Consider the following 18,361-nt stretch of genomic DNA (forward strand, 5'->3'; position numbering starts at 1 on the left):
GACGAGATGGATCTCCCGCAGCCCGAACCGTACGACCTGATCGGCGTCGGCATCGGCCCCTTCAACCTGTCCCTGGCCGCCCTCGCCGACCGCGCCGACGGCGTCGACGCCCTCTTCCTCGACGCCAGACCGGAGTTCCGCTGGCACCCCGGCATGCTGGTGGACGGCGCCCGGATGCAGGTGCCCTTCCTCGCCGACCTGGTCTCGCTGGTCGACCCGACCAACCCGTGGTCCTTCCTCAACTACCTGCGCCACCAGGAACGGCTGCTCCCGTTCTACTTCGCCGAGCGCTTCCAGCTGCCCCGCCGCGAGTACGAGCACTACTGCCGCTGGGCCGCTGACCGGCTGCCCAACTGCCGTTTCGGCCGACCGGTGACCGCGCTGCACTGGGACGCCGAGGAGGAGCTGTTCCGGGTGGTGACCGGCGGCCCGGCGGCCGAGGAGCACCGGGCCCGCAACGTGGTGCTCGGCGTCGGCACCGAACCCGTCCACCCCGAGGCCTTCGCCCCGCTGCGCGCCCACCCCGCCGTCTGGCACTCCGCCGAGTACCTGCACCGCCGCGACACCCTGGCCGGCGCCCGGGACATCACCGTGGTCGGGTCCGGACAGTCCGGCGCCGAGGCCTTCCTCGACCTGCTGCGGCTGCGCGCCGGCGACGGCACCCGGCTGCGCTGGCTCACCCGCACCCGGGCGCTCGCCCCGATGGAGTACTCCAAGCTCGGCCTGGAGCAGTTCACCCCCGACTACACCCGGTACTTCCACGGCCTGCCCGCCGACACCCGGGACGCCCTGGTCCCCGCCCAGTGGCAGCTGCACAAGGCCGCCAGCGCCGAGACCCTCGCCGAGATCCACGACCACCTGTACGAACGGACCGTCGGCCGCCCGCTCGACGCCGACCCGGTCGAGATCCTGCCCGGCACCGCCGTCACCGAGGCCGCCGCCGGACCCTGCGGCGGCCTCGAACTGCACTGCCGGCACGTCGACTCCGGGCGGCGGCACCTGGTGCGCACCGACGCCGTCGTCCTCGCCACCGGCTACCGGGCCGTCCGCCCGGCCCTGCTCGACCCGGTCGCCGACCTGGTCGACTGGGACGAGCACGGCCGCTACCGGGTCGACCTGGACCACCGGGTCGCCCTGCGGCCCGGTGTCACCGGCGGTCTGTACGTGCAGAACGCCGAGCTGCACACTCACGGTGTCGGCACCCCGGACCTCGGCCTCGGCGCCCACCGCGCCGCCGTGATCCTCAACGCCGTCGCCGGCAAGCCGCTCCACCCGCTGCCCCACCGCACCGCCTGGACCACCTTCGCCCCGCCCGCGTCCGTTCCGCCGGTGCTCCCCAGACCCCAGGAAGGCCACGTCCGTGCCGCAGCAGCACCCCGCTGAACCCGCGCTCCACCTGCCCGCCCAGCTGACCGCGGAGCACTGGGGCAGGGCCCGGCGGGCGCTGCTCGCCAAGATGCTCGGCGAGTTCGCCTACGAGGAGCTGATCGAACCGGTCCCGGACGGGGACGGCTGGCTGGTCGAACTCCCCGGCGCCGCCTACCGGTTCCGGGCCGACCGCGGCGCGTACGGCAGCTGGCGGGTCGACCCCGGGTCGCTGGACGGCGAGGCGGACCCGCTGCGCTTCCCGCAGCACGCCGCGCAGCCGCTCGGCCTCGGCGGCGACACCGTCGGCCACCTGGTCCGCGAGCTGACCGCCACCCTGATCGCCGACGCCCACCACGACGCCACCGCGCTGACCGCCGCGGAACTCGCCGACCTCGACCACGTCGCCCTGGAGGGCCGGCAGACCGGCCATCCGTGGATCGTCCCCAACAAGGGCCGGCTCGGCTTCTCCGCCCGCGACTGGGCCGCCTGGGCCCCCGAGGCCCGCGTCCCGCAGCAGCTGCCCTGGCTCGCCGTGCACCGCCGGCTCGCCGAGTTCCGCGGCGACCCCGGCCTGTACGAGCGCGAGCTGGAACCCGCCTTCCGCGACCAGCTCGGCGAGGACTACCTGCTGCTGCCCGTCCACCCCTGGCAGTGGGACGAGACCGTGGTCGGCCTGTTCGCCCCCTGGATCGCCAGCGGCGAGATCGTCCCGCTGCCCAGCGACGGCGACCTGCGGCTGCCCCAGCAGTCCATCCGCAGCTTCTTCAACCTCTCCCGGCCCGACCGGTGCACCGTGAAGCTGCCGCTGTCCATCCTCAACACCCTGGTCTGGCGCGGCCTCCCGGTCGAACGCACTCTCGCCGCGCCCGCCGTCACCGCCTGGATCCACGGCCTGCGCGACCGCGACGCCTTCCTGCGCGACGAGTGCCGGGTCGTCCTGCTCGGCGAGATCGCCTCCGTCACCGTCGACCACCCGATCTACCGCGACCTGCCCGAGGCGCCCTACCAGTACAAGGAACTGCTCGGCGCGATCTGGCGCGAACCGCTCGGCGCCCACCTCGAACCCGGCGAGCGCGGCCGCACCCTCGCCGCCCTGCTGCAGACCGGCTCCGACGGACGGGCCCTGGTCACCGAGCTGGTCGCCCGCTCCGGGCTCGCCCCCGAGCAGTGGCTGAAACGGCTGTTCGCCGCGATGCTCCCGCCACTGCTGCACTTCCTGTACCGCTACGGCACCGTCTTCTCCCCGCACGGCGAGAACGCCATCCTGCTCTTCGACGACCGGGACGTCCCGGTGCGGCTCGCCGTCAAGGACTTCGTCGACGACGTCAACATCAGCGACCAGCCGCTGCCCGAACTCGCCGACCTGCCGGCCGAGGTCGACGCCGTGCTGCTGCGCGAAGGCCCGGAATACCTCTGCCAGTTCATCCACTCCGGCCTGTTCATCGGCGTCTACCGCTACCTCGCGCCACTGGTCGAGGAACAGCTCGGCCTGCCCGAGGACCGGTTCTGGACGCTGGTCCGCGAGGAGGTCCTGGCCCACCAGCGGCGCTTCCCCGAGCTCGCCGAGCGCTTCGAGCTCTTCGACCTGCTCACCCCCCGGATCGAACGGCTCTGCCTCAACCGCAACCGGCTGCTGCTCGACGGCTACCGCGACCGCCCGCACCGCCCGCACGCCGCCGTGCACGGCCACGTCGACAACCCGCTCTGCGCCGACGCCGTCCTGCCGACCCGACGGCGCGGGATTGTCACCCCCGCGCCGTAGGGTGGGAGTGCCATGACGAACGACTCCTCATCCCCGCAGCCGGACGACGAAGCACCGGTCGCCGTCCCCGCCTCGCGCATCCCAGAGCTGCTGCACGCCGCCGTCACCGCCGTCGGCGGCGTGGAGCGACCCGGCCAGATCACCATGGCCGAGGCGGTCGCCGCCGCCGTCGACAACGACGAGCACCTCCTCGTCCAGGCCGGCACCGGCACCGGCAAGTCACTCGCCTACCTGGTGCCCGCCCTCGCCCACGGCGACCGCGTGGTGGTCGCCACCGCGACCCTCGCCCTGCAGCGCCAGCTCGTCGAGCGCGACCTGCCCCGCACCGTCGACGCCCTGCACCCCGTGCTGCGCCGCCGGCCGCTCTACGCCATGCTCAAGGGCCGCTCCAACTACCTGTGCCTGCACCGCGCCAACGAAGGCACCCCGAGCGACGAGGGCGAGGGCCTGTTCGACCCGGTCGAGGTCATGGGCGGCCCCACCGGCAAGCTCGGCCAGGACGTGCTGCGGCTGCGCGACTGGGCCGACGAGACCGAGACCGGCGACCGCGACGACCTCTCGCCCGGCGTCTCCGACAAGGCCTGGGCCCAGCTCGCCGTCACCTCCAAGGAGTGCCTCGGCGCGTCGCGCTGCGCGTACGGCCAGGAGTGCTTCGCCGAGAAGGCCCGCGAGAAGGCCAAGCTCGCCGACGTGGTGGTCACCAACCACGCGATGCTGGCGATCGACGCCATCGAGGGCGCCCCGGTGCTCCCCGAGCACGGGCTGCTGATCATCGACGAGGCGCACGAGCTGGTGAACCGGGTCACCGGCGCCGCCACCGCCGAACTCACCGTCAACGCCGTCAACCGGGCGGTTCGGCGCGCCGCCAAGCTCGCCAACGAGAAGTCCGTCGACGCGCTGCAGGCCGCCGCCGAGAACTTCCACGGCCTGATGGAGACCGCGCAGGCGGGGCGGCTGGAGGAGCTCCCCGAGTACCTGGCGTACGCGGTCGCCGGCATCCGGGACGCCAGCCGGCAGGTGATCACCTCGCTCGGCGAGACCCGCGACAAGGGCCTCACCGACGAGGACGCCGTCCGCAAGCAGGCCATGGCCTCCGCCGAGACCCTGCACGAGACCGCGGACCGGCTGCTCACCGAGTCCGAGTGGGACGTCATCTGGGTCGAGCGCAGCGACCGCTTCGGGATGGGCACCGCCTCGCTGCGGGTCGCCCCGCTCAGCGTCTCCGGCCTGCTCCGGGAGAACCTCTACAAGGAACGGTCGGTCGTCCTCACCTCCGCCACCCTCAAGCTCGGCGGCGACTTCAACGGCGTCGCCGCCTCGCTCGGCCTGCCCGGCGAGAGCCGGCTGCCCGACGTGCGGAGTTCGGCCGAGCCCGAGGTGGAGGTCGGCGAGGACGCGCCGCCGTACTGGCGCGGCATCGACGTCGGCTCCCCGTTCAGCTACCCCAAGCAGGGCATCCTGTACGTCGCCAAGCACCTCGCCGACCCCGGCCGCGACCCCGAGCGGCCGGACATGCTCGACGAGCTGGCCGAACTCATCGGTGCGGCGGGCGGGCGGACGCTCGGCCTGTTCTCCTCCATGCGGGGCGCGCAGACCGCGGCGGAGGCGCTCAGGGAGCGGCTGGACAACCGGATCCTGCTCCAGGGCGAGGACACCCTCGGCGAGCTGATCCGCGAGTTCGCCTCCGACGCGAGCAGCTGCCTGTTCGGCACGCTCTCGCTGTGGCAGGGCGTCGACGTGCCCGGCTCCGCGTGCCAGCTGGTGGTGATGGACCGGATCCCGTTCCCGCGGCCGGACGACCCGCTGATGAGCGCCCGCCAGAAGGACGTCGAACAGCGCGGCGGCAACGGCTTCATGGCCGTCGCCGCGACGCACGCCGCGCTGCTGATGGCCCAGGGCGCGGGGCGGCTCGTCCGCGCGGCGGACGACCGCGGGGTGGTCGCGGTGCTCGACCCGCGGGTGGAGACCAAGCGGTACGGCGGGTTCTTCCGGTCGTCGATGCCCAACTTCTGGTACACGACGGACCGCAACCAGGTCCGGCGGTCGCTGGCGGCGATCGATGCCTCGGCTCCGCCTGTGAAGCCCCGATAGGGACGGACAGGGGCGCGAGGAACTGCGCGCCCAGCCGCATGCTCAGGTAGAGCGGTGGCTGGGCGCGCAGTTCCTCGCGCCCCTGTTGTGGTTGCCCGTTCGGTCAGAGCCGGCGGAGGACGGCGACGACCTTGCCGAGGATGGTCGCGTTGTCGCCCGGGATGGGCTCGTACGCCGGGTTGTGCGGCATCAGCCAGATCTTGCCGTCCTCGCGCTTGAGGCGCTTGACGGTCGCCTCGCCGTCGATCATCGCCGCGACGATGTCGCCGTTCTCCGCGACGGGCTGGCGGCGGACCGTCACCCAGTCGCCGTCACAGATCGCGGCCTCGATCATCGAGTCGCCCTTGACGGTGAGCGCGAAGAGCTCGCCCTCGCCGACCAGCTGACGGGGGAGCGGGAAGACGTCCTCGACGGTCTGCTCGGCGAGGATCGGCCCACCGGCGGCGATCCGGCCGACCAGCGGCACGTACGAGGTGGAGGGGCGGCCGGCGGTCTCGGCGGTGTTCGGCCGGGCGACCTCGACGCCGCGGACCTCGTAGGCGCGCGGCCGGTGCGGGTCGCGCCGCAGGAAGCCCTTGCGCTCCAGCGCCATCAGCTGGTGCGCCACCGAGGAGGTGGAGGAGAGCCCGACGGCCTGGCCGATCTCGCGCATGGACGGCGGGTAGCCGCGCCGCTGGACGGAGTCCCTGATGACCTCGATGACCCGGCGCTGGCGCTCCGTCAGGCCGGCCTCGTCGGTGCGGATGCCCGGGGGGCGGCCGGGGAGGGCACGGACGACGGGGGTGGACACGCCGGGGTCGACGTCGTCGATCGGCTGGCTTCGGCTCATGGTCTGGTCCATGCTCTCCTGGTCAGTGGTGCGCGCGGAACGCTCCTGCACCGGGATGGCGGTTTTGGCTTCGACGTTGATCGCGGTCATGGCGGCCCTCGATTCGACAGGTGCTGTTTCTCCCTGCCAACTCAACGGGCCTCCTTTCGAAAGGTTGCGCCAAACACACGTTCGAGTGAATTTATTCGAGTTTACTCGCCGCGATCAAGGTTCCGGGTGTAGATCGCTCGAATGTTCGACTCGAACAGTCTATTCGGCGGCGGGCGAGAATTTCGACCCGATCCGGCGCGTCGGGTGTCGCTCACCAGATCTTGTGGCTACTGTGCTCGGTCGGGACTACAGGTTGTGGTCCGGTAGAGTGTTCCGAGTCCGATGTCTTGCCGCAGGGAGGGAGTCCCCAGGTGCACTGCCCCTTCTGCCGGCATCCGGACAGCCGGGTCGTCGACAGTCGCGCGAGCGACGACGGAAGCTCGATCCGGCGCCGTCGCCAGTGCCCCGACTGCAGCCGACGCTTCACCACGGTGGAGACCGCCACCCTGATGGTGATCAAGCGCAGCGGCGTCACCGAGCCGTTCAGTCGCGAGAAGGTGATCTCCGGTGTCCGCAAGGCCTGTCAGGGCCGCCCGGTCACCGAGGACGCGCTCGCGCAGCTCGGTCAGCGGGTCGAGGAGTGCGTCCGCGCCAGCGGCAGCGCCGAACTGTCGACCCACGATGTCGGTCTGGCCATACTCGGCCCCCTGAAGGAGCTGGACGTCGTCGCGTACCTGAGGTTCGCGTCCGTCTACCGGGCCTTCGACAACCTCGAGGACTTCGAGGCTGCCATCGCGGAACTCCGCGCCGGGCAGCCCCTCGCCGCGGAGGAGGGCACCCCGGTGCCGACCCCCGCCGCCGCGCGCTGATCTTCACGGCGCGCGCCCACCCGTAACACACCGTGCACGGCGGCCTGGCTCTCGGCTGCCCGCACGCCCGCAGGAGAACCAGCCGGTGCCCGGACTTTTCAGGGCACTTCGGGCGTTTGCCCATGAGGAGGAGAACGCAGTGACTGAGACGACGAGCGGTTCCGCACGCAGCTCGAAGTCGGACAAGACCGTCAAGGGCGCCGGCAAGGCGCCCAAGGGCGGCCTGCGGCTGGAGCGCATCTACACCACTCCCGGCGTCCACCCGTACGACGCGGTCACCTGGGAGCGGCGCGACGTCGTCATGACCAACTGGCGCGACGGCTCGATCAACTTCGAGCAGCGCGGGGTCGAGTTCCCGGACTTCTGGTCGGTCAACGCGGTCAACATCGTCACCTCGAAGTACTTCCGCGGCGCGGTCGGCAGCCCGCAGCGCGAGTGGAGCCTGAAGCAGATCATCGACCGCGTGGTGCTCACCTACCGCGCCGCCGGTGAGAAGCACGGCTACTTCGCCACCGCGGACGACGCCGAGATCTTCGAGCACGAGCTGACCCACGCCCTCCTCCACCAGGTGTTCAGCTTCAACTCGCCGGTCTGGTTCAACGTCGGCACCAAGCAGCCCCAGCAGGTCTCCGCCTGCTTCATCCTGGCCGTCGACGACTCCATGGAGTCGATCCTCGACTGGTACAAGGAAGAGGGCATGATCTTCAAGGGCGGCTCCGGCGCCGGCCTGAACCTCTCCCGGATCCGCTCCTCCAAGGAGCTGCTCTCCTCCGGCGGCAACGCCTCCGGCCCGGTCTCCTTCATGCGCGGCGCCGACGCGTCGGCCGGCACCATCAAGTCCGGTGGCGCCACCCGCCGTGCGGCCAAGATGGTCGTCCTGGACGTCGACCACCCGGACGTCGAGGCCTTCATCGAGACCAAGGTGAAGGAGGAGGAGAAGATCCGCGCCCTGCGCGACGCGGGCTTCGACATGGACCTCGGCGGGGACGACATCACCTCCGTCCAGTACCAGAACGCCAACAACTCGGTCCGCGTCAACGACGAGTTCATGACCGCGGTCGAGAACGGCACCGAGTTCGGCCTGCGCGCCCGGATGACCGGCGAGGTCATCGAGACCGTCGACGCCAAGAAGCTCTTCCGCAAGATGGCCGAGGCCGCCTGGGCCTGTGCCGACCCCGGCATCCAGTACGACTCGACCATCAACCACTGGCACACCTGCCCGGAGTCCGGCCGCATCAACGCGTCCAACCCCTGCTCCGAGTACATGCACCTGGACAACTCCAGCTGCAACCTCGCCTCGCTCAACCTGATGAAGTTCCTGCACGACGACGACTCGTTCGACGCCGGCACCTTCGCCAAGGTCGTCGAGCTGGTCATCACCGCGATGGACATCTCCATCTGCTTCGCCGACTTCCCCACCGAGAAGATCGGCGAGACCACCCGCGCCTACCGCCAGCTCGGCATCGGCTACGCCAACCTCGGCGCCCTGCTGATGGCCACCGGCCACGCGTACGACTCCGAGGGCGGCCGCGCCCTGGCCGGTGCCATCACCTCGCTGATGACCGGCACCGCCTACCGCCGCGGCGCCGAACTCGCCGGCGTCGTCGGCCCGTACGACGGCTACGCCCGCAACGCCGCCCCGCACCAGCGGGTCATGCAGCAGCACGCGGACGCCAACGCCGCCGCCGTCGCGGTCGACGAGCTGGACGCCCCGGTGTGGGCCGCCGCCACCGAGACCTGGGGCGACGTGCTCCGCCTCGGTGCGCAGAACGGTTTCCGCAACGCGCAGGCCTCCGTGCTCGCCCCGACCGGCACCATCGGCCTGATGATGGACTGCGACACCACCGGCGTCGAGCCGGACCTGGCGCTCGTCAAGTTCAAGAAGCTCGTCGGCGGCGGCTCCATGCAGATCGTCAACGGCACCGTGCCGCGCGCCCTCGGCCGCCTCGGCTACCAGGACGAGCAGATCGAGGCGATCGTCGCCCACATCGCCGAGCACGGCAACGTGATCGACGCGCCCGGCCTGAAGGCCGAGCACTACGAGGTGTTCGACTGCGCGATGGGCGAGCGGGTCATCTCGGCGATGGGCCACGTGCGGATGATGGCGGCGATCCAGCCGTGGATCTCCGGCGCCATCTCCAAGACGGTGAACATGCCCGAGGTCGCCACCGTCGAGGAGATCGAGGAGATCTACTTCGAGGCGTGGAAGCTGGGCGTCAAGGCGCTCGCCATCTACCGCGACAACTGCAAGGTCGGCCAGCCGCTTTCGGCGAAGACCAAGACCCCGGCGGTCGAGGAGAAGGCCGTCGAGGCCGCGCCGGCCGTCGAGAAGGTCGTCGAGTACCGCCCGACCCGCAAGCGCCTCCCCAAGGGCCGCCCGGGCATCACCACCTCCTTCACGGTCGGTGGCGCCGAGGGCTACATGACCGCCAACTCCTACCCGGACGACGGCCTCGGCGAGGTCTTCCTGAAGATGTCCAAGCAGGGTTCGACCCTCGCGGGCATGATGGACGCCTTCTCCATCGCCGTCTCGGTCGGCCTGCAGTACGGCGTGCCGCTGGAGACGTACGTCTCGAAGTTCACCAACATGCGCTTCGAGCCGGCCGGTCTGACCGACGACCCGGACGTGCGGATGGCCCAGTCGATCGTCGACTACATCTTCCGCCGCCTGGCGTTGGACTTCCTGCCGTTCGAGACCCGCTCGGCGCTCGGCATCCACTCCGTCGAGGAGCGGACCCGGCACCTGGAGACCGGCTCCTACGAGCCCGTCGAGGACGACGTGGACGTGGAGGGCCTCGCCCAGTCCGCGCCGCGCGCCGCCGACAAGCCGGCCGTGGCCGCCGCCCCGGCGGCCGCCAGGCCGCTCCCGGTGGTCGAGGCCCCGAAGGCTGCCAAGGCGCACAACTCGACCGAGCTCGCCGAGATCCAGTTCGGTCTGAACGCGGACGCGCCGCTCTGCTTCTCCTGCGGCACCAAGATGCGCCGTGCCGGCAGCTGCTACCTCTGCGAGGGCTGCGGCTCGACCAGCGGCTGCAGCTGATGCACGGCTGACAGTTCGAACCGCCAGGGCGGCGGCGCTCCCAGCAGACGGGGCGCCGCCGCCCTGGCGGCTTTCTCGGTGCCGGGCGCCGGGGCGGCCGTCATGCGGCGGGCCTGCGGGTGGCGCGACCGCCCTTGGAGACGATGGTGGTGACGTTCATCCGCCTGCTGAGCCGGAAGGTGGTCAGCGGGCTGCCGCTGACCATCTCCTTGTAGGCGACGGCGGCGCGGCCGGTGAGGTGGATGCGGCGCGGGGTCTCGTCGGCCCTGGTGAACTGGATGACGGCGTCCCGCCGGCCGAGGCTGACCGGCTGGTGGAAGTAGCCGAAGCGGAACGGCCTGACGGCCTTGCCGCGGACGAGTCGCGCGATGGTGTCGGCGGTGTACTGGGCGGTGGGGAGTCCGCTCTGGCAGGTGCCGTGGATCTGTCCCCAGGCCAGGCGGACGGCGGCGGCGTCGCCGACGGCGTGGATCTCCGGGTGGGACACCGATCGCAGGGTGGCGTCGACCAGGATCAGCCCCCGGTCGTCGGTGGCGATCCCGGCGTCCGCGGCGAGCGGCGACACCCGGACGCCGGCGGTCCACAGGCAGGCGTCCGAGCGGACGATCCGCTCGTCGGCCAGTTCGACGCTGTCGGGTAGCACCTTGGTGACCCGGGCGCCGGTCTCGACGGTGATGCCGAGACGGTCCAGCGCCCGGCGCAGGTAGCCGCGGGCCTTGGGGCCCATCATGGATCCGGGCTCGTCCGGGCTGATCAGGGTGACGCGCAGACCGGGGTGGCTCTCGGCGATCTCGGTGGCGGCCTCGATTCCGGTCAGGCCGCCGCCGCAGACGGTGACCGTGCCGCGGCACGCGGCGACCTCGGCCAGCCGGGCGGCGAACCGGCCGGCGATCTCCGGGCTGTTGAGGGTGTAGGCGTGGAGGTCGGCGCCGGGGACGGTGGTGCCGGTCGAGCTGCCCAGGGCGTAGACGAGGGTGTCGTACGGGAGGGGTTCGGCGCCGTCGACGGTGACCAGCCGGGCCTCGGGGTCGACGGTGGTGGCCCTGCCCTGGACGAAGGTGACGCCGGTGCCGGCGAGCAGGTCGGGGATCCGGTGGTGGGCGAGCTCCTGCCCGGTGGCGAGCTGGTGCATCCGCAGCCGCTCGACGAACCGGCTCGAAGGGTTGACCAGGGTGATCCTCACGTCGGTCCGGCGGGTGCGGTGGGCGAGCCGGACGGCGGTGAACATGCCGGTGTAGCCGGCACCGAGGACCACGATGCGGTGGCCGTTGGTCATCTCTGTCTCCCGAGGTCGGTACCGGCTCCGGTGCCGGCGCTGCCAAGGGGACGAGGAACCCCTCCCGGACGTGACGGGGCCGCCGATGTGGCGCGCGTCACCCGGCCGGGGCGGACAGGGAGGTGAAGTAGGCGGTCAGGGCGGCGTCGGTGTCGGGGAGGGGGAAGCGGGCCGCGAGGTGGGTGTCGGGGCGGACGAGGAAGCCGGTCGGACCTTCGGGGCGGTAGAGGCGGGCGAAGGCGCCGGTGGAGTCGTGGTACGTGCCGGGGGCGGCGGGGTGGGGGGTGACGGTGACGGCGGGGAGGCCGTCGGCGGGGGGCGGGTCGGCGGGGGTGTCGGTCCAGCGGACGAGGACGTGCCCGGGATGGGGGCGGAGCAGGTCGAGCAGGCGCAGGGGGTAGCCGGCGACGGGGGTGGTGAGGCCGGGGCAGTCGGGGGCCCGGTCGCCGGGCCGGAGGCCGGGGAGGGGGCTGTCGCGGTAGGTGACGAGGAGCTGGGCCTCGCGCAGCAGCTGGGTCCGCGGGTCGTCGGGGTCGGCCTGGATGCCGTGGGCGGCGTGGCGGACGGTGCGGCCGACGACCTCCTCGCCGACGGGGCGGCGCTCGGTGTCGTAGCCGGCGAGCAGGGCCGGTCCGGCGTCGCCGCGCAGGACGAGGGCGAGCTTCCAGGCGAGGTTGCAGGCGTCCTGGATGCCGGTGTTCATGCCTTGGCCGCCGGTGGGCGGGTGGATGTGGGCGGCGTCGCCGGCGATGAAGACGCGGCGGTCGGCGTAGCGGTCGACGATGCGGTGGCTGATCCGGAAGACGGAGGACCAGCGCAGGTCGGAGACGGTGGTGGGGGTGGGGGCGAGGCGGTCGACGACGGCCTGGATGTGGTGCAGGTCGGGGCGGCGGGTGGTTTCGAGTCCGTGGGCGACGGCGGCGCCGTCGGTGGGGGCGGAGAGCTCGGGCGGGACGAGCATGGACATCCGGTAGCGGCTGCGGCCGGGGAGGGGCACGCAGACCAGCAGGTCGTCGGTGGTGCCGTCCTCGGTGCGGTGGCTGGAGCGGACGGTGTAGCCGGACGGGACGTCCCAGTCGGTCTCGACGTCGGCGAGCATGTACTCGTCGGGGAAGGCGCCGCCCTCGAAGGAGAGGCCGAGCTGCTTGCGGACGGTGCTGTGGGCGCCGTCGCAGCCGATCAGGTAGCGGACGCGGAGCTCCTCGGTGCCGCCGCCGGGGGTGGTGAGGTGGGCGGTGACGCCGTCCGGGTCCTGGGTGAAGGACTGCAACTCGGTGTTGCGTTCGATGTGCGTGCCGAGGCCGGCGAGGTAGTCCTCCAGGAGCCGTTCGGTCTCGTACTGGGGGATGGCGCAGAAGCCGTACGGGACCTCGGGCGGCAGGGCGAGGTCGATCCGGGCCTGCTCCCGGCCGTTGAGGTAGAGCAGCTGGCCGCGGAGCGGGACGGCGGCTTCGAGGGCGGCGGTGACCAGGCCCATCCGGTCCCAGACCTCCATGGTGCGGGGTTGGATCCCGACCGCCTTGGCGTACGGGAGGCGGGCGGGGAGGCGGTCGATCAGGCGGCAGCGGATGCCGCGCCGGCGCAGTTCGGCCGCAGCGCTGAGGCCGACCGGGCCCGCGCCGGTGACGAGAACGTCGGTGGTGGGGGTGTGCGCCACGGTGCCTCCCGCTGTCTGCCGCTCGGACGCCCCCCGTCCCTCCATCCTCGGTTCCCCGGGCGCGACCGTCGACCGGACCCGAGGGCCTGTCCGACGGTTCCCGCCGGGCGCTCGCCGCCGGCCTTCCCGGTGTCAACCTGGGTTGACAGGCCGGGGAGTGTCAACCTAGGTTGACACCATGAGCGAGACGAAGCAGCTCGCCGCGGACGCGGGAAGCAGCGACCCCTCGGTGGGGTTGCGGGCCGTCCGGGCACTGCGCGATCTGGCGGACCGGCTGGAGGAGTTGCAGGTCGGCAACGCGCGCGGCCAGGGCTGGTCGTGGCACGAGATCGCGGTGTGCCTGGGGGTGAGCCGCCAGGCGGTGCACAAGAAGTACGCGCGGATCTTCGGGAAGGGAGGCGACTGAGATGTTCGAGCGGTTCGCGGACGGCGCCCGCCGGGTGGTCACGGGAGCGGAGGCGGAGGCACGGAGCCTGCGGCACGAGTACATCGGCACCGAGCACCTGCTGCTCGGGGTGCTGGCGCAGCCGGGGGATCCCGCGGCGGCGGTGCTGGTGCGGGCCGGGCTGGACGTGGAGAGCGGGCGGCGTGCGGTGGTCCGGCTGCTGGGCGGGCCGCCCGGCGAGGTGGACGGGGCCGCGCTGGCCGCGATCGGAGTGGACCTGGCGGCCGTCCGGGAGGCGGTGGAGGCGGGGTTCGGGCCGGGGGCGCTGGACGGGCCGGCCGGCGGCGGACGCCGCCCGAAGCGGGGTGGGCCGCGGTTCGGCGCGCGGGCGAAGCAGGTGATGGTGCTCTCACTCCGGGCGGCGACCGGCCGGGGCGACCGGCGGATCGAGGTGGGCCACCTGCTGCTCGGCCTGCTGCGGGAGGGCAACGGCCTGGCGGTGCGGGTGATCCGCGACCACGGCCTGGACCTGGCGGACGTCGAGCGGGAGGTGGAGTCGGCGCTGGCCGCGGCCGCCGCGTGAAGGGCCGGTGGACCAGGCGTGGAGAAGTAGGGATGCGCAGCATTACCGAGCGAGACGGACCGTCAACTCGCCGGTTGAGTCCAAGAGGTGAATGGATATGATCTGCTGACCGCGTGAACAGATCAATTGCCCGGAGTGTGCTCGTCGCGCACGCCGGGCGTTCGCGCGCAGTCGACCGCCCTGCCGCCGACGCCCTGCTTCGAGGATCAGAGTGATGAGAGATCGCACGCGTCCCGACCGCGCCACCGCACTCTGGTCGGCCGCGGGGATCCTGCTCGGGATCGGAGGCGCGGCCATCGCGATCGGCGCGACCGACGCCCCGCACCGCCCGCCGGTCGCCGCCACCGCCGTGGTCGCCGCGCTGCTGTGGTGCATGCTGGTGGTCGCCGCCGCCCGGACCGCGGGCCGGGCCCGCCGTTCGGACGTCGAACTCGGAGCGGTGCAGCACGAGCTGACCGCGCTTCGGGCCCGGGCCGCCGCGCTCCACGCCGACCTGGGCGCCACCCACAACGCCGCCGCCGCCCTGCGCGCCGCGCTGGCCTCCGCCCAGGCCGAGGCCGAGCGGGACCGGGCCGAGCTGCTGGCGGCCCGCGCCGATACCGACGAACTGCTGTCCGAGGTCGCCGAGTTGCGCGTCGAGGCGCGGGAGGCGGCCGAGCGGCGGGTCGAACTGGAACGGCTGGAGGGCGAGATCGTCCCGGCCCTGGTGGAGCGGCTGCGGTCCGGCTCCTCGGTGAACACCGCGCTCGCCCCCTACCGCCGCCACCCGCACGCCCCGCTGCTGCGCGCCGTCGCCGAGGAGGTCGGCCGCGGCGAGCGCCAGCGGGCCGCCGCCCTCGCGGTGTGCGCCACCGCGGCCGGCCGGGTGCAGGCGCTGGCCACCGCGATGCACGCCGAGCTGCGCGACATGCAGCACCGGCACGGCGAGGAGATGCTCGGCGACCTGCTCGGCCTGGACCACTCCACCGCGCAGGTCGGCCGGATGGCCGACTCGATCGCGGTGCTCACCGGCGCCCGCTCGGGCCGCCGCTGGACCAAGCCGATCGGTGTGGAGTCGATCCTGCGCGGCGCGCTCGGCCGGATCGGCGCGTACCAGCGCGTCCGGCTGCACAACGCCTCCACCGCCGCGGTGGCCGGCTTCGCCGCCGAGGGCGTGATGCACGCGCTGGCCGAACTGCTGGACAACGCCGCCAACTTCTCCGCCCCGCCGGCCGAGGTGCACGTCTACGTCGAAGAGGTGCACTCCGGCCTGGTGATCACCGTCGAGGACGGTGGCCTGGGCCTGAGCGAGAGCTGGCTGCGCCGCGCCGAGCACGCCGTCTCCGGTCGCCCGCTGGACCTCACCGCCCTCTCCGCCGGCACCCGGCTGGGCCTCGCGGTGGTCGGTTCGCTGGCCCGCAAGCACGGCCTGTCGATCTCCTTCCGCCCGTCCGCCCGCGGTGGCACCGGCGTGGTGGTGCTGATTCCCGAGCAGTTGGTCACCCACCCCACCCCGGCGCTGGCCCGGGCGCTGGCCGCCCAGGCCACCGCGACCGCGGCCGAGCCGGTGCCGGTCGTCCGGCCCGCCCTGGAGCCGCGCCGCCCCGAGGCCGCCCCGCCGGTACCGGCCCACTCGACCGCCCCGACCACCGAGAACGGCCTGCCGCAGCGTCGCCGCGGGTCCACGCTCACCACCACCACCGCTCCGCCCGCGCCCGCCGCGCAGCCGGTCCGCACGCTGCCCTCGGCGGCCTCGGCCGCCCGGTTCGGCGCGTTCCGCAAGGCCCTGCAGCAGGGGCCGACCACCACAGACGCTTCCCCGAAGGACGATTCCGAATGAGCACCAGCACGGACCGCGATCTCGACTGGCTCCTGGAGAACCTGCTGACCGGCACCCCCGGCGCCCGGCACGCCCTGGTGCTGTCGGCGGACGGGCTGAAGCTCTGCCACACCTCCGGCCTCGGCGCCGACCAGGCCGACCAGCTGTCCGCCATCGCCTCCGGCATGCAGAGCCTGGCGCACGGCGCGTCGATCGAGTTCGGCGACGGCACCGGCGGGGTCCGGCAGTCGATGACCGAGTTCCACGGCGGCATCCTGTGCATCGTGGCGGCCGGCGAGGGCGCGCACCTCGCGGTGGTCACCGACGACGACGCGGACGTGGGCGTGGTGGGCCACAACATGATGGGCCTGATCGAGCAGATCGGCGCGTACCTGAGCGCGCCGCCGCGTGAGACCGAGGCTGTCGGGTGACGCGCGCCGGGGGGCCGCTTCCGGGGTGGGACGAGGACCCGGACCGGCTGTACACCGTGACCCGGGGGCGAAGCCGCCCGCCGGAGCACGCCTTCGACCTGGTCACGCTGATCGTCACCGAGCAGGAGCCGGTGCCCGGCATGCAGTCCGAGCACGTGCGGATCCTCCGGCTGTGCTCCACCCCGACCGCCGTGGTCGAGGTGGCGGCCGAACTCGCCCTGCCGGTCAGCGTGGTGAAGATCCTGCTGGGCGACCTGCTGGAGGCCGGCCGGATCACCGCCCGCCATCCCCGGTTCGCGCCCACCAAGGCCCGGCTGCCCGATCTCGACACGCTGAAGCAGGTACTGCATGGACTCCAACGGCTCTGACACCGCCGTGCTGCCCGGCGGCCGGGCCCCGCTGCGCCGTACCGCCGACAACGGGCTGAAGATCGTCGTGGTCGGCGGCTTCGGCGTGGGCAAGACCACCCTGGTCGGTTCGGTGAGCGAGATCCGCCCGCTGAACACCGAGGAGACGATGACCCGGGCCGGCGAGGGCGTGGACGACCTCACCGGGGTGCAGGAGAAGCGCTCGACCACGGTCGCCTTCGACTTCGGCCGGATCACCCTGGACGAGCGCTCGGTGCTGTACCTGTTCGGCGCGCCCGGCCAGGAGCGGTTCTGGTTCCTGTGGGACCGGCTGTTCAGCGGCGCGCTGGGCGCCGTGGTGCTGGTGGACACCCGCCGCCTGGAGGAGTCCTGGTACGCGATCGACCGGCTGGAGCAACACGGTCTGCCGTTCGTGGTGGCCCGCAACAACTTCGGCGGCCCGTCGCACGACCTGGCGGAGGTGCGGGTGGCGCTCGACCTGCCCGCGCACGTGCCGCTGGTGGACTGCGACGCCCGGGACCGCGGGTCCAGCAAGCAGGTGCTGATCGAACTCGTCCGGCACATCCAGTTCCTGGCCCTGGCCGCCGCCGATTCCCCGACCGAGTTGACCGAGGTGACCGAGTGACCGAGCCCGCGACCACCCCGCCGCCGGGCTGCCCGGCGCACGCCGGCGCCGCGCCGCTGTACGGACCGCGCTTCCAGACCGACCCGGGCGGCGTCTACCGGGAGCTGCGCGAGGAGCACGGCCCGGTCGCCCCGGTGGAGCTGGCCGGCGGCGTCCCGGCCTGGCTGGTGATCGGCTACCGCGAGCTGCAGCTGGTGACCAGCCAGCCCAAGGTCTTCGGCCGGGACTCCACCCGGTGGAACCAGTGGCCCGAGATCCCCGCCGACTGGCCGCTGAAGCCGATGATGGCGCCGGTCCCGTCGATCCTGTACGCGGAGGGCGCCGAGCACCAGCGCCGTTCCGCCGCGGTCACCGACGCGCTGGCCGGGGTGGACCCGTACGAGCTGAAGAAGTTCAGCGAGGAGATCGCCGACCGGCTGATCGACGAGTTCGCCGGTCGCGGCGAGGCGGAGCTGGTCGCCGAGTACGCGCACCGGCTGCCGCTGCTGGTGCTGTGCCGGCTGTTCGGCCTGGACGAGGACGAGGCGCCGGTCCTGATCAAGGGCCTGGTCGCGATGCTGGACGGCGGCGCGGACGCCCAGGCCGGCGCCCAGCAGCTGCTGGACGTGATGCTCGGCCTGGTCCACCGCAAGCGCGAGGACCCCGGCCCGGACGTCACCTCCCGGCTGCTGGAGCACGCCGCCGGGCTGACCGACGAGGAGGTCATGCGGGACCTGCGGGTGCTGCTGATCGCCGGCCACCAGCCCTGCGCGTACTGGATCGCCAACGCGCTGCGGCTGATGCTCACCGACGAGCGGTTCGCCGCCTCGCTGACCGGCGGCCGCCGCTCGATCGGGCAGGCGCTCGGCGAGGCGCTCTGGGAGGACACCCCGACCCAGATCTTCGCCGGCCGCTGGGCCACCCGGGACACCCGGCTCGGCGGGCAGCAGATCGCCGCCGGCGACATGGTGCTGCTGGGCATCGCCGGGGCCAACGCCGACCCGACCGTCCGCCCGGACGGGCGCCCGGCCGAGGGCAACCGCGCCTACCTGAGCTTCTCGTACGGGGAGCACGGCTGCCCCTACCCGGCCCGCGAGGCCGCCGAGGTGATCGCCACCACCGCGATCGAGGTGCTGCTCGACCGGCTGCCGGACCTGCGCCTCGCGGTCACCGGCAGCGCGCTGGTCTGGCGGCCCTCGGCGTGGGTGCGGGCGCTGGTGGCGCTGCCGGTGGCCTTCACCCCCGGCTACGTGGCCGACTGAGCCGACCG

General features: G+C 72.9%; 14 protein-coding genes and 1 pseudogene. 12 read left to right on the forward strand and 3 right to left on the reverse strand.

All coding sequences use genetic code 11. The features are described from left to right. Positions 1 to 6: 6 nt before the first annotated feature. Genes ACGFX4_RS21315 through ACGFX4_RS21325 form a run of 3 tightly spaced genes read left to right on the forward strand, consistent with a single transcriptional unit; the run spans position 7 to position 5,221 of the window. On the forward strand, positions 7 to 1,383 hold the full coding sequence (locus ACGFX4_RS21315) for a lysine N(6)-hydroxylase/L-ornithine N(5)-oxygenase family protein (RefSeq protein ID WP_393076589.1): 1,377 nt from the start codon (positions 7 to 9) through the stop codon (positions 1,381 to 1,383). Continuing rightward, entirely contained in the window at positions 1,361 to 3,130 is a 1,770-nt protein-coding gene (locus tag ACGFX4_RS21320) for an IucA/IucC family protein (protein WP_393076592.1), read from the forward strand. The genes ACGFX4_RS21315 and ACGFX4_RS21320 overlap by 23 nt, the downstream gene beginning before the upstream one ends. Before the next feature lie 12 nt (positions 3,131 to 3,142). Continuing rightward, the gene (locus ACGFX4_RS21325; RefSeq protein WP_393076595.1) at positions 3,143 to 5,221 is read left to right on the forward strand and encodes an ATP-dependent DNA helicase; all 2,079 of its coding nucleotides are present in this window, start codon (positions 3,143 to 3,145) and stop codon (positions 5,219 to 5,221) included. Positions 5,222 to 5,324: 103 nt separating this feature from the next. On the opposite strand, the pseudogene lexA reads toward ACGFX4_RS21325, so the two are convergent. Next, positions 5,325 to 5,993: pseudogene (lexA, locus tag ACGFX4_RS21330) on the reverse strand (transcriptional repressor LexA); the annotation flags it as partial. A 458-nt stretch (positions 5,994 to 6,451) separates the two neighbouring features. On the opposite strand from lexA, the gene nrdR reads away from it, so the two are divergent. After that, complete coding sequence (gene nrdR / locus ACGFX4_RS21335; protein WP_393076598.1) at positions 6,452 to 6,949, forward strand: transcriptional regulator NrdR; 498 nt, start codon at positions 6,452 to 6,454, stop codon at positions 6,947 to 6,949. 139 nt (positions 6,950 to 7,088) lie between these two features. Further along, the gene (locus ACGFX4_RS21340; protein WP_393076601.1) at positions 7,089 to 9,989 is read left to right on the forward strand and encodes a vitamin B12-dependent ribonucleotide reductase; all 2,901 of its coding nucleotides are present in this window, start codon (positions 7,089 to 7,091) and stop codon (positions 9,987 to 9,989) included. 100 nt (positions 9,990 to 10,089) lie between these two features. Here ACGFX4_RS21340 and ACGFX4_RS21345 read toward each other — a convergent pair whose 3' ends face one another. Both ACGFX4_RS21345 and ACGFX4_RS21350 read right to left on the reverse strand, forming a co-directional pair. Next, the gene (locus ACGFX4_RS21345; RefSeq protein WP_393076603.1) at positions 10,090 to 11,265 is read right to left on the reverse strand and encodes an NAD(P)/FAD-dependent oxidoreductase; all 1,176 of its coding nucleotides are present in this window, start codon (positions 11,263 to 11,265) and stop codon (positions 10,090 to 10,092) included. A gap of 97 nt (positions 11,266 to 11,362) precedes the next feature. Beyond that, a complete protein-coding gene (locus ACGFX4_RS21350) occupies positions 11,363 to 12,922 on the reverse strand; it encodes an FAD-dependent monooxygenase (protein ID WP_393076606.1) in 1,560 nt (519 codons plus the stop codon). Positions 12,923 to 13,100: 178 nt separating this feature from the next. Here ACGFX4_RS21350 and ACGFX4_RS21355 point away from each other — a divergent pair, with 178 nt between their 5' ends. The 7 genes from ACGFX4_RS21355 to ACGFX4_RS21385 all read left to right on the forward strand — a co-directional run bounded on the left by ACGFX4_RS21355 (position 13,101) and on the right by ACGFX4_RS21385 (position 18,353). After that, entirely contained in the window at positions 13,101 to 13,328 is a 228-nt protein-coding gene (locus ACGFX4_RS21355) for an RNA polymerase subunit sigma-70 (RefSeq protein ID WP_393076608.1), read from the forward strand. A 1-nt stretch (position 13,329) separates the two neighbouring features. Next, entirely contained in the window at positions 13,330 to 13,890 is a 561-nt protein-coding gene (locus ACGFX4_RS21360; RefSeq protein WP_393076611.1) for a Clp protease N-terminal domain-containing protein, read from the forward strand. A gap of 214 nt (positions 13,891 to 14,104) precedes the next feature. After that, entirely contained in the window at positions 14,105 to 15,709 is a 1,605-nt protein-coding gene (locus tag ACGFX4_RS21365) for a sensor histidine kinase (RefSeq protein WP_393076614.1), read from the forward strand. Continuing rightward, positions 15,706 to 16,119: a roadblock/LC7 domain-containing protein gene (locus ACGFX4_RS21370; protein ID WP_345699243.1), complete on the forward strand. Its 414-nt coding sequence runs from the start codon at positions 15,706 to 15,708 to the stop codon at positions 16,117 to 16,119. Before ACGFX4_RS21365 ends, ACGFX4_RS21370 begins: the two co-directional genes overlap by 4 nt. Next, complete coding sequence (locus tag ACGFX4_RS21375) at positions 16,116 to 16,487, forward strand: DUF742 domain-containing protein (protein ID WP_393076618.1); 372 nt, start codon at positions 16,116 to 16,118, stop codon at positions 16,485 to 16,487. The genes ACGFX4_RS21370 and ACGFX4_RS21375 overlap by 4 nt, the downstream gene beginning before the upstream one ends. Beyond that, positions 16,468 to 17,112: an ATP/GTP-binding protein gene (locus ACGFX4_RS21380; RefSeq protein ID WP_393076621.1), complete on the forward strand. Its 645-nt coding sequence runs from the start codon at positions 16,468 to 16,470 to the stop codon at positions 17,110 to 17,112. Before ACGFX4_RS21375 ends, ACGFX4_RS21380 begins: the two co-directional genes overlap by 20 nt. Beyond that, positions 17,109 to 18,353 (forward strand): cytochrome P450, encoded by a 1,245-nt coding sequence (locus tag ACGFX4_RS21385; protein WP_393076624.1) that lies wholly within the window; start codon positions 17,109 to 17,111, stop codon positions 18,351 to 18,353. Before ACGFX4_RS21380 ends, ACGFX4_RS21385 begins: the two co-directional genes overlap by 4 nt. Positions 18,354 to 18,361 lie beyond the last annotated feature (8 nt).

This window comes from Kitasatospora sp. NPDC048365, from assembly GCF_043200835.1.
Taxonomy (GTDB): Bacteria; Actinomycetota; Actinomycetes; order Streptomycetales; family Streptomycetaceae; genus Kitasatospora; species Kitasatospora terrestris.

Bases quoted from the DNA above. Each gene is read 5' to 3' on its own strand.
- ACGFX4_RS21380 (WP_393076621.1), top strand. From the start codon at position 16,468: ATGGACTCCAACGGCTCTGACACCGCCGTGCTGCCCGGCGGCCGGGCC.
- ACGFX4_RS21355 (WP_393076608.1), top strand. From the start codon at position 13,101: ATGAGCGAGACGAAGCAGCTCGCCGCGGACGCGGGAAGCAGCGACCCC.
- ACGFX4_RS21360 (WP_393076611.1), top strand. From the start codon at position 13,330: ATGTTCGAGCGGTTCGCGGACGGCGCCCGCCGGGTGGTCACGGGAGCG.
- ACGFX4_RS21365 (WP_393076614.1), top strand. From the start codon at position 14,105: ATGAGAGATCGCACGCGTCCCGACCGCGCCACCGCACTCTGGTCGGCC.
- ACGFX4_RS21370 (WP_345699243.1), top strand. From the start codon at position 15,706: ATGAGCACCAGCACGGACCGCGATCTCGACTGGCTCCTGGAGAACCTG.
- ACGFX4_RS21345 (WP_393076603.1), bottom strand. From the start codon at position 11,265: ATGACCAACGGCCACCGCATCGTGGTCCTCGGTGCCGGCTACACCGGC.
- ACGFX4_RS21325 (WP_393076595.1), top strand. From the start codon at position 3,143: ATGACGAACGACTCCTCATCCCCGCAGCCGGACGACGAAGCACCGGTC.
- ACGFX4_RS21315 (WP_393076589.1), top strand. From the start codon at position 7: ATGGATCTCCCGCAGCCCGAACCGTACGACCTGATCGGCGTCGGCATC.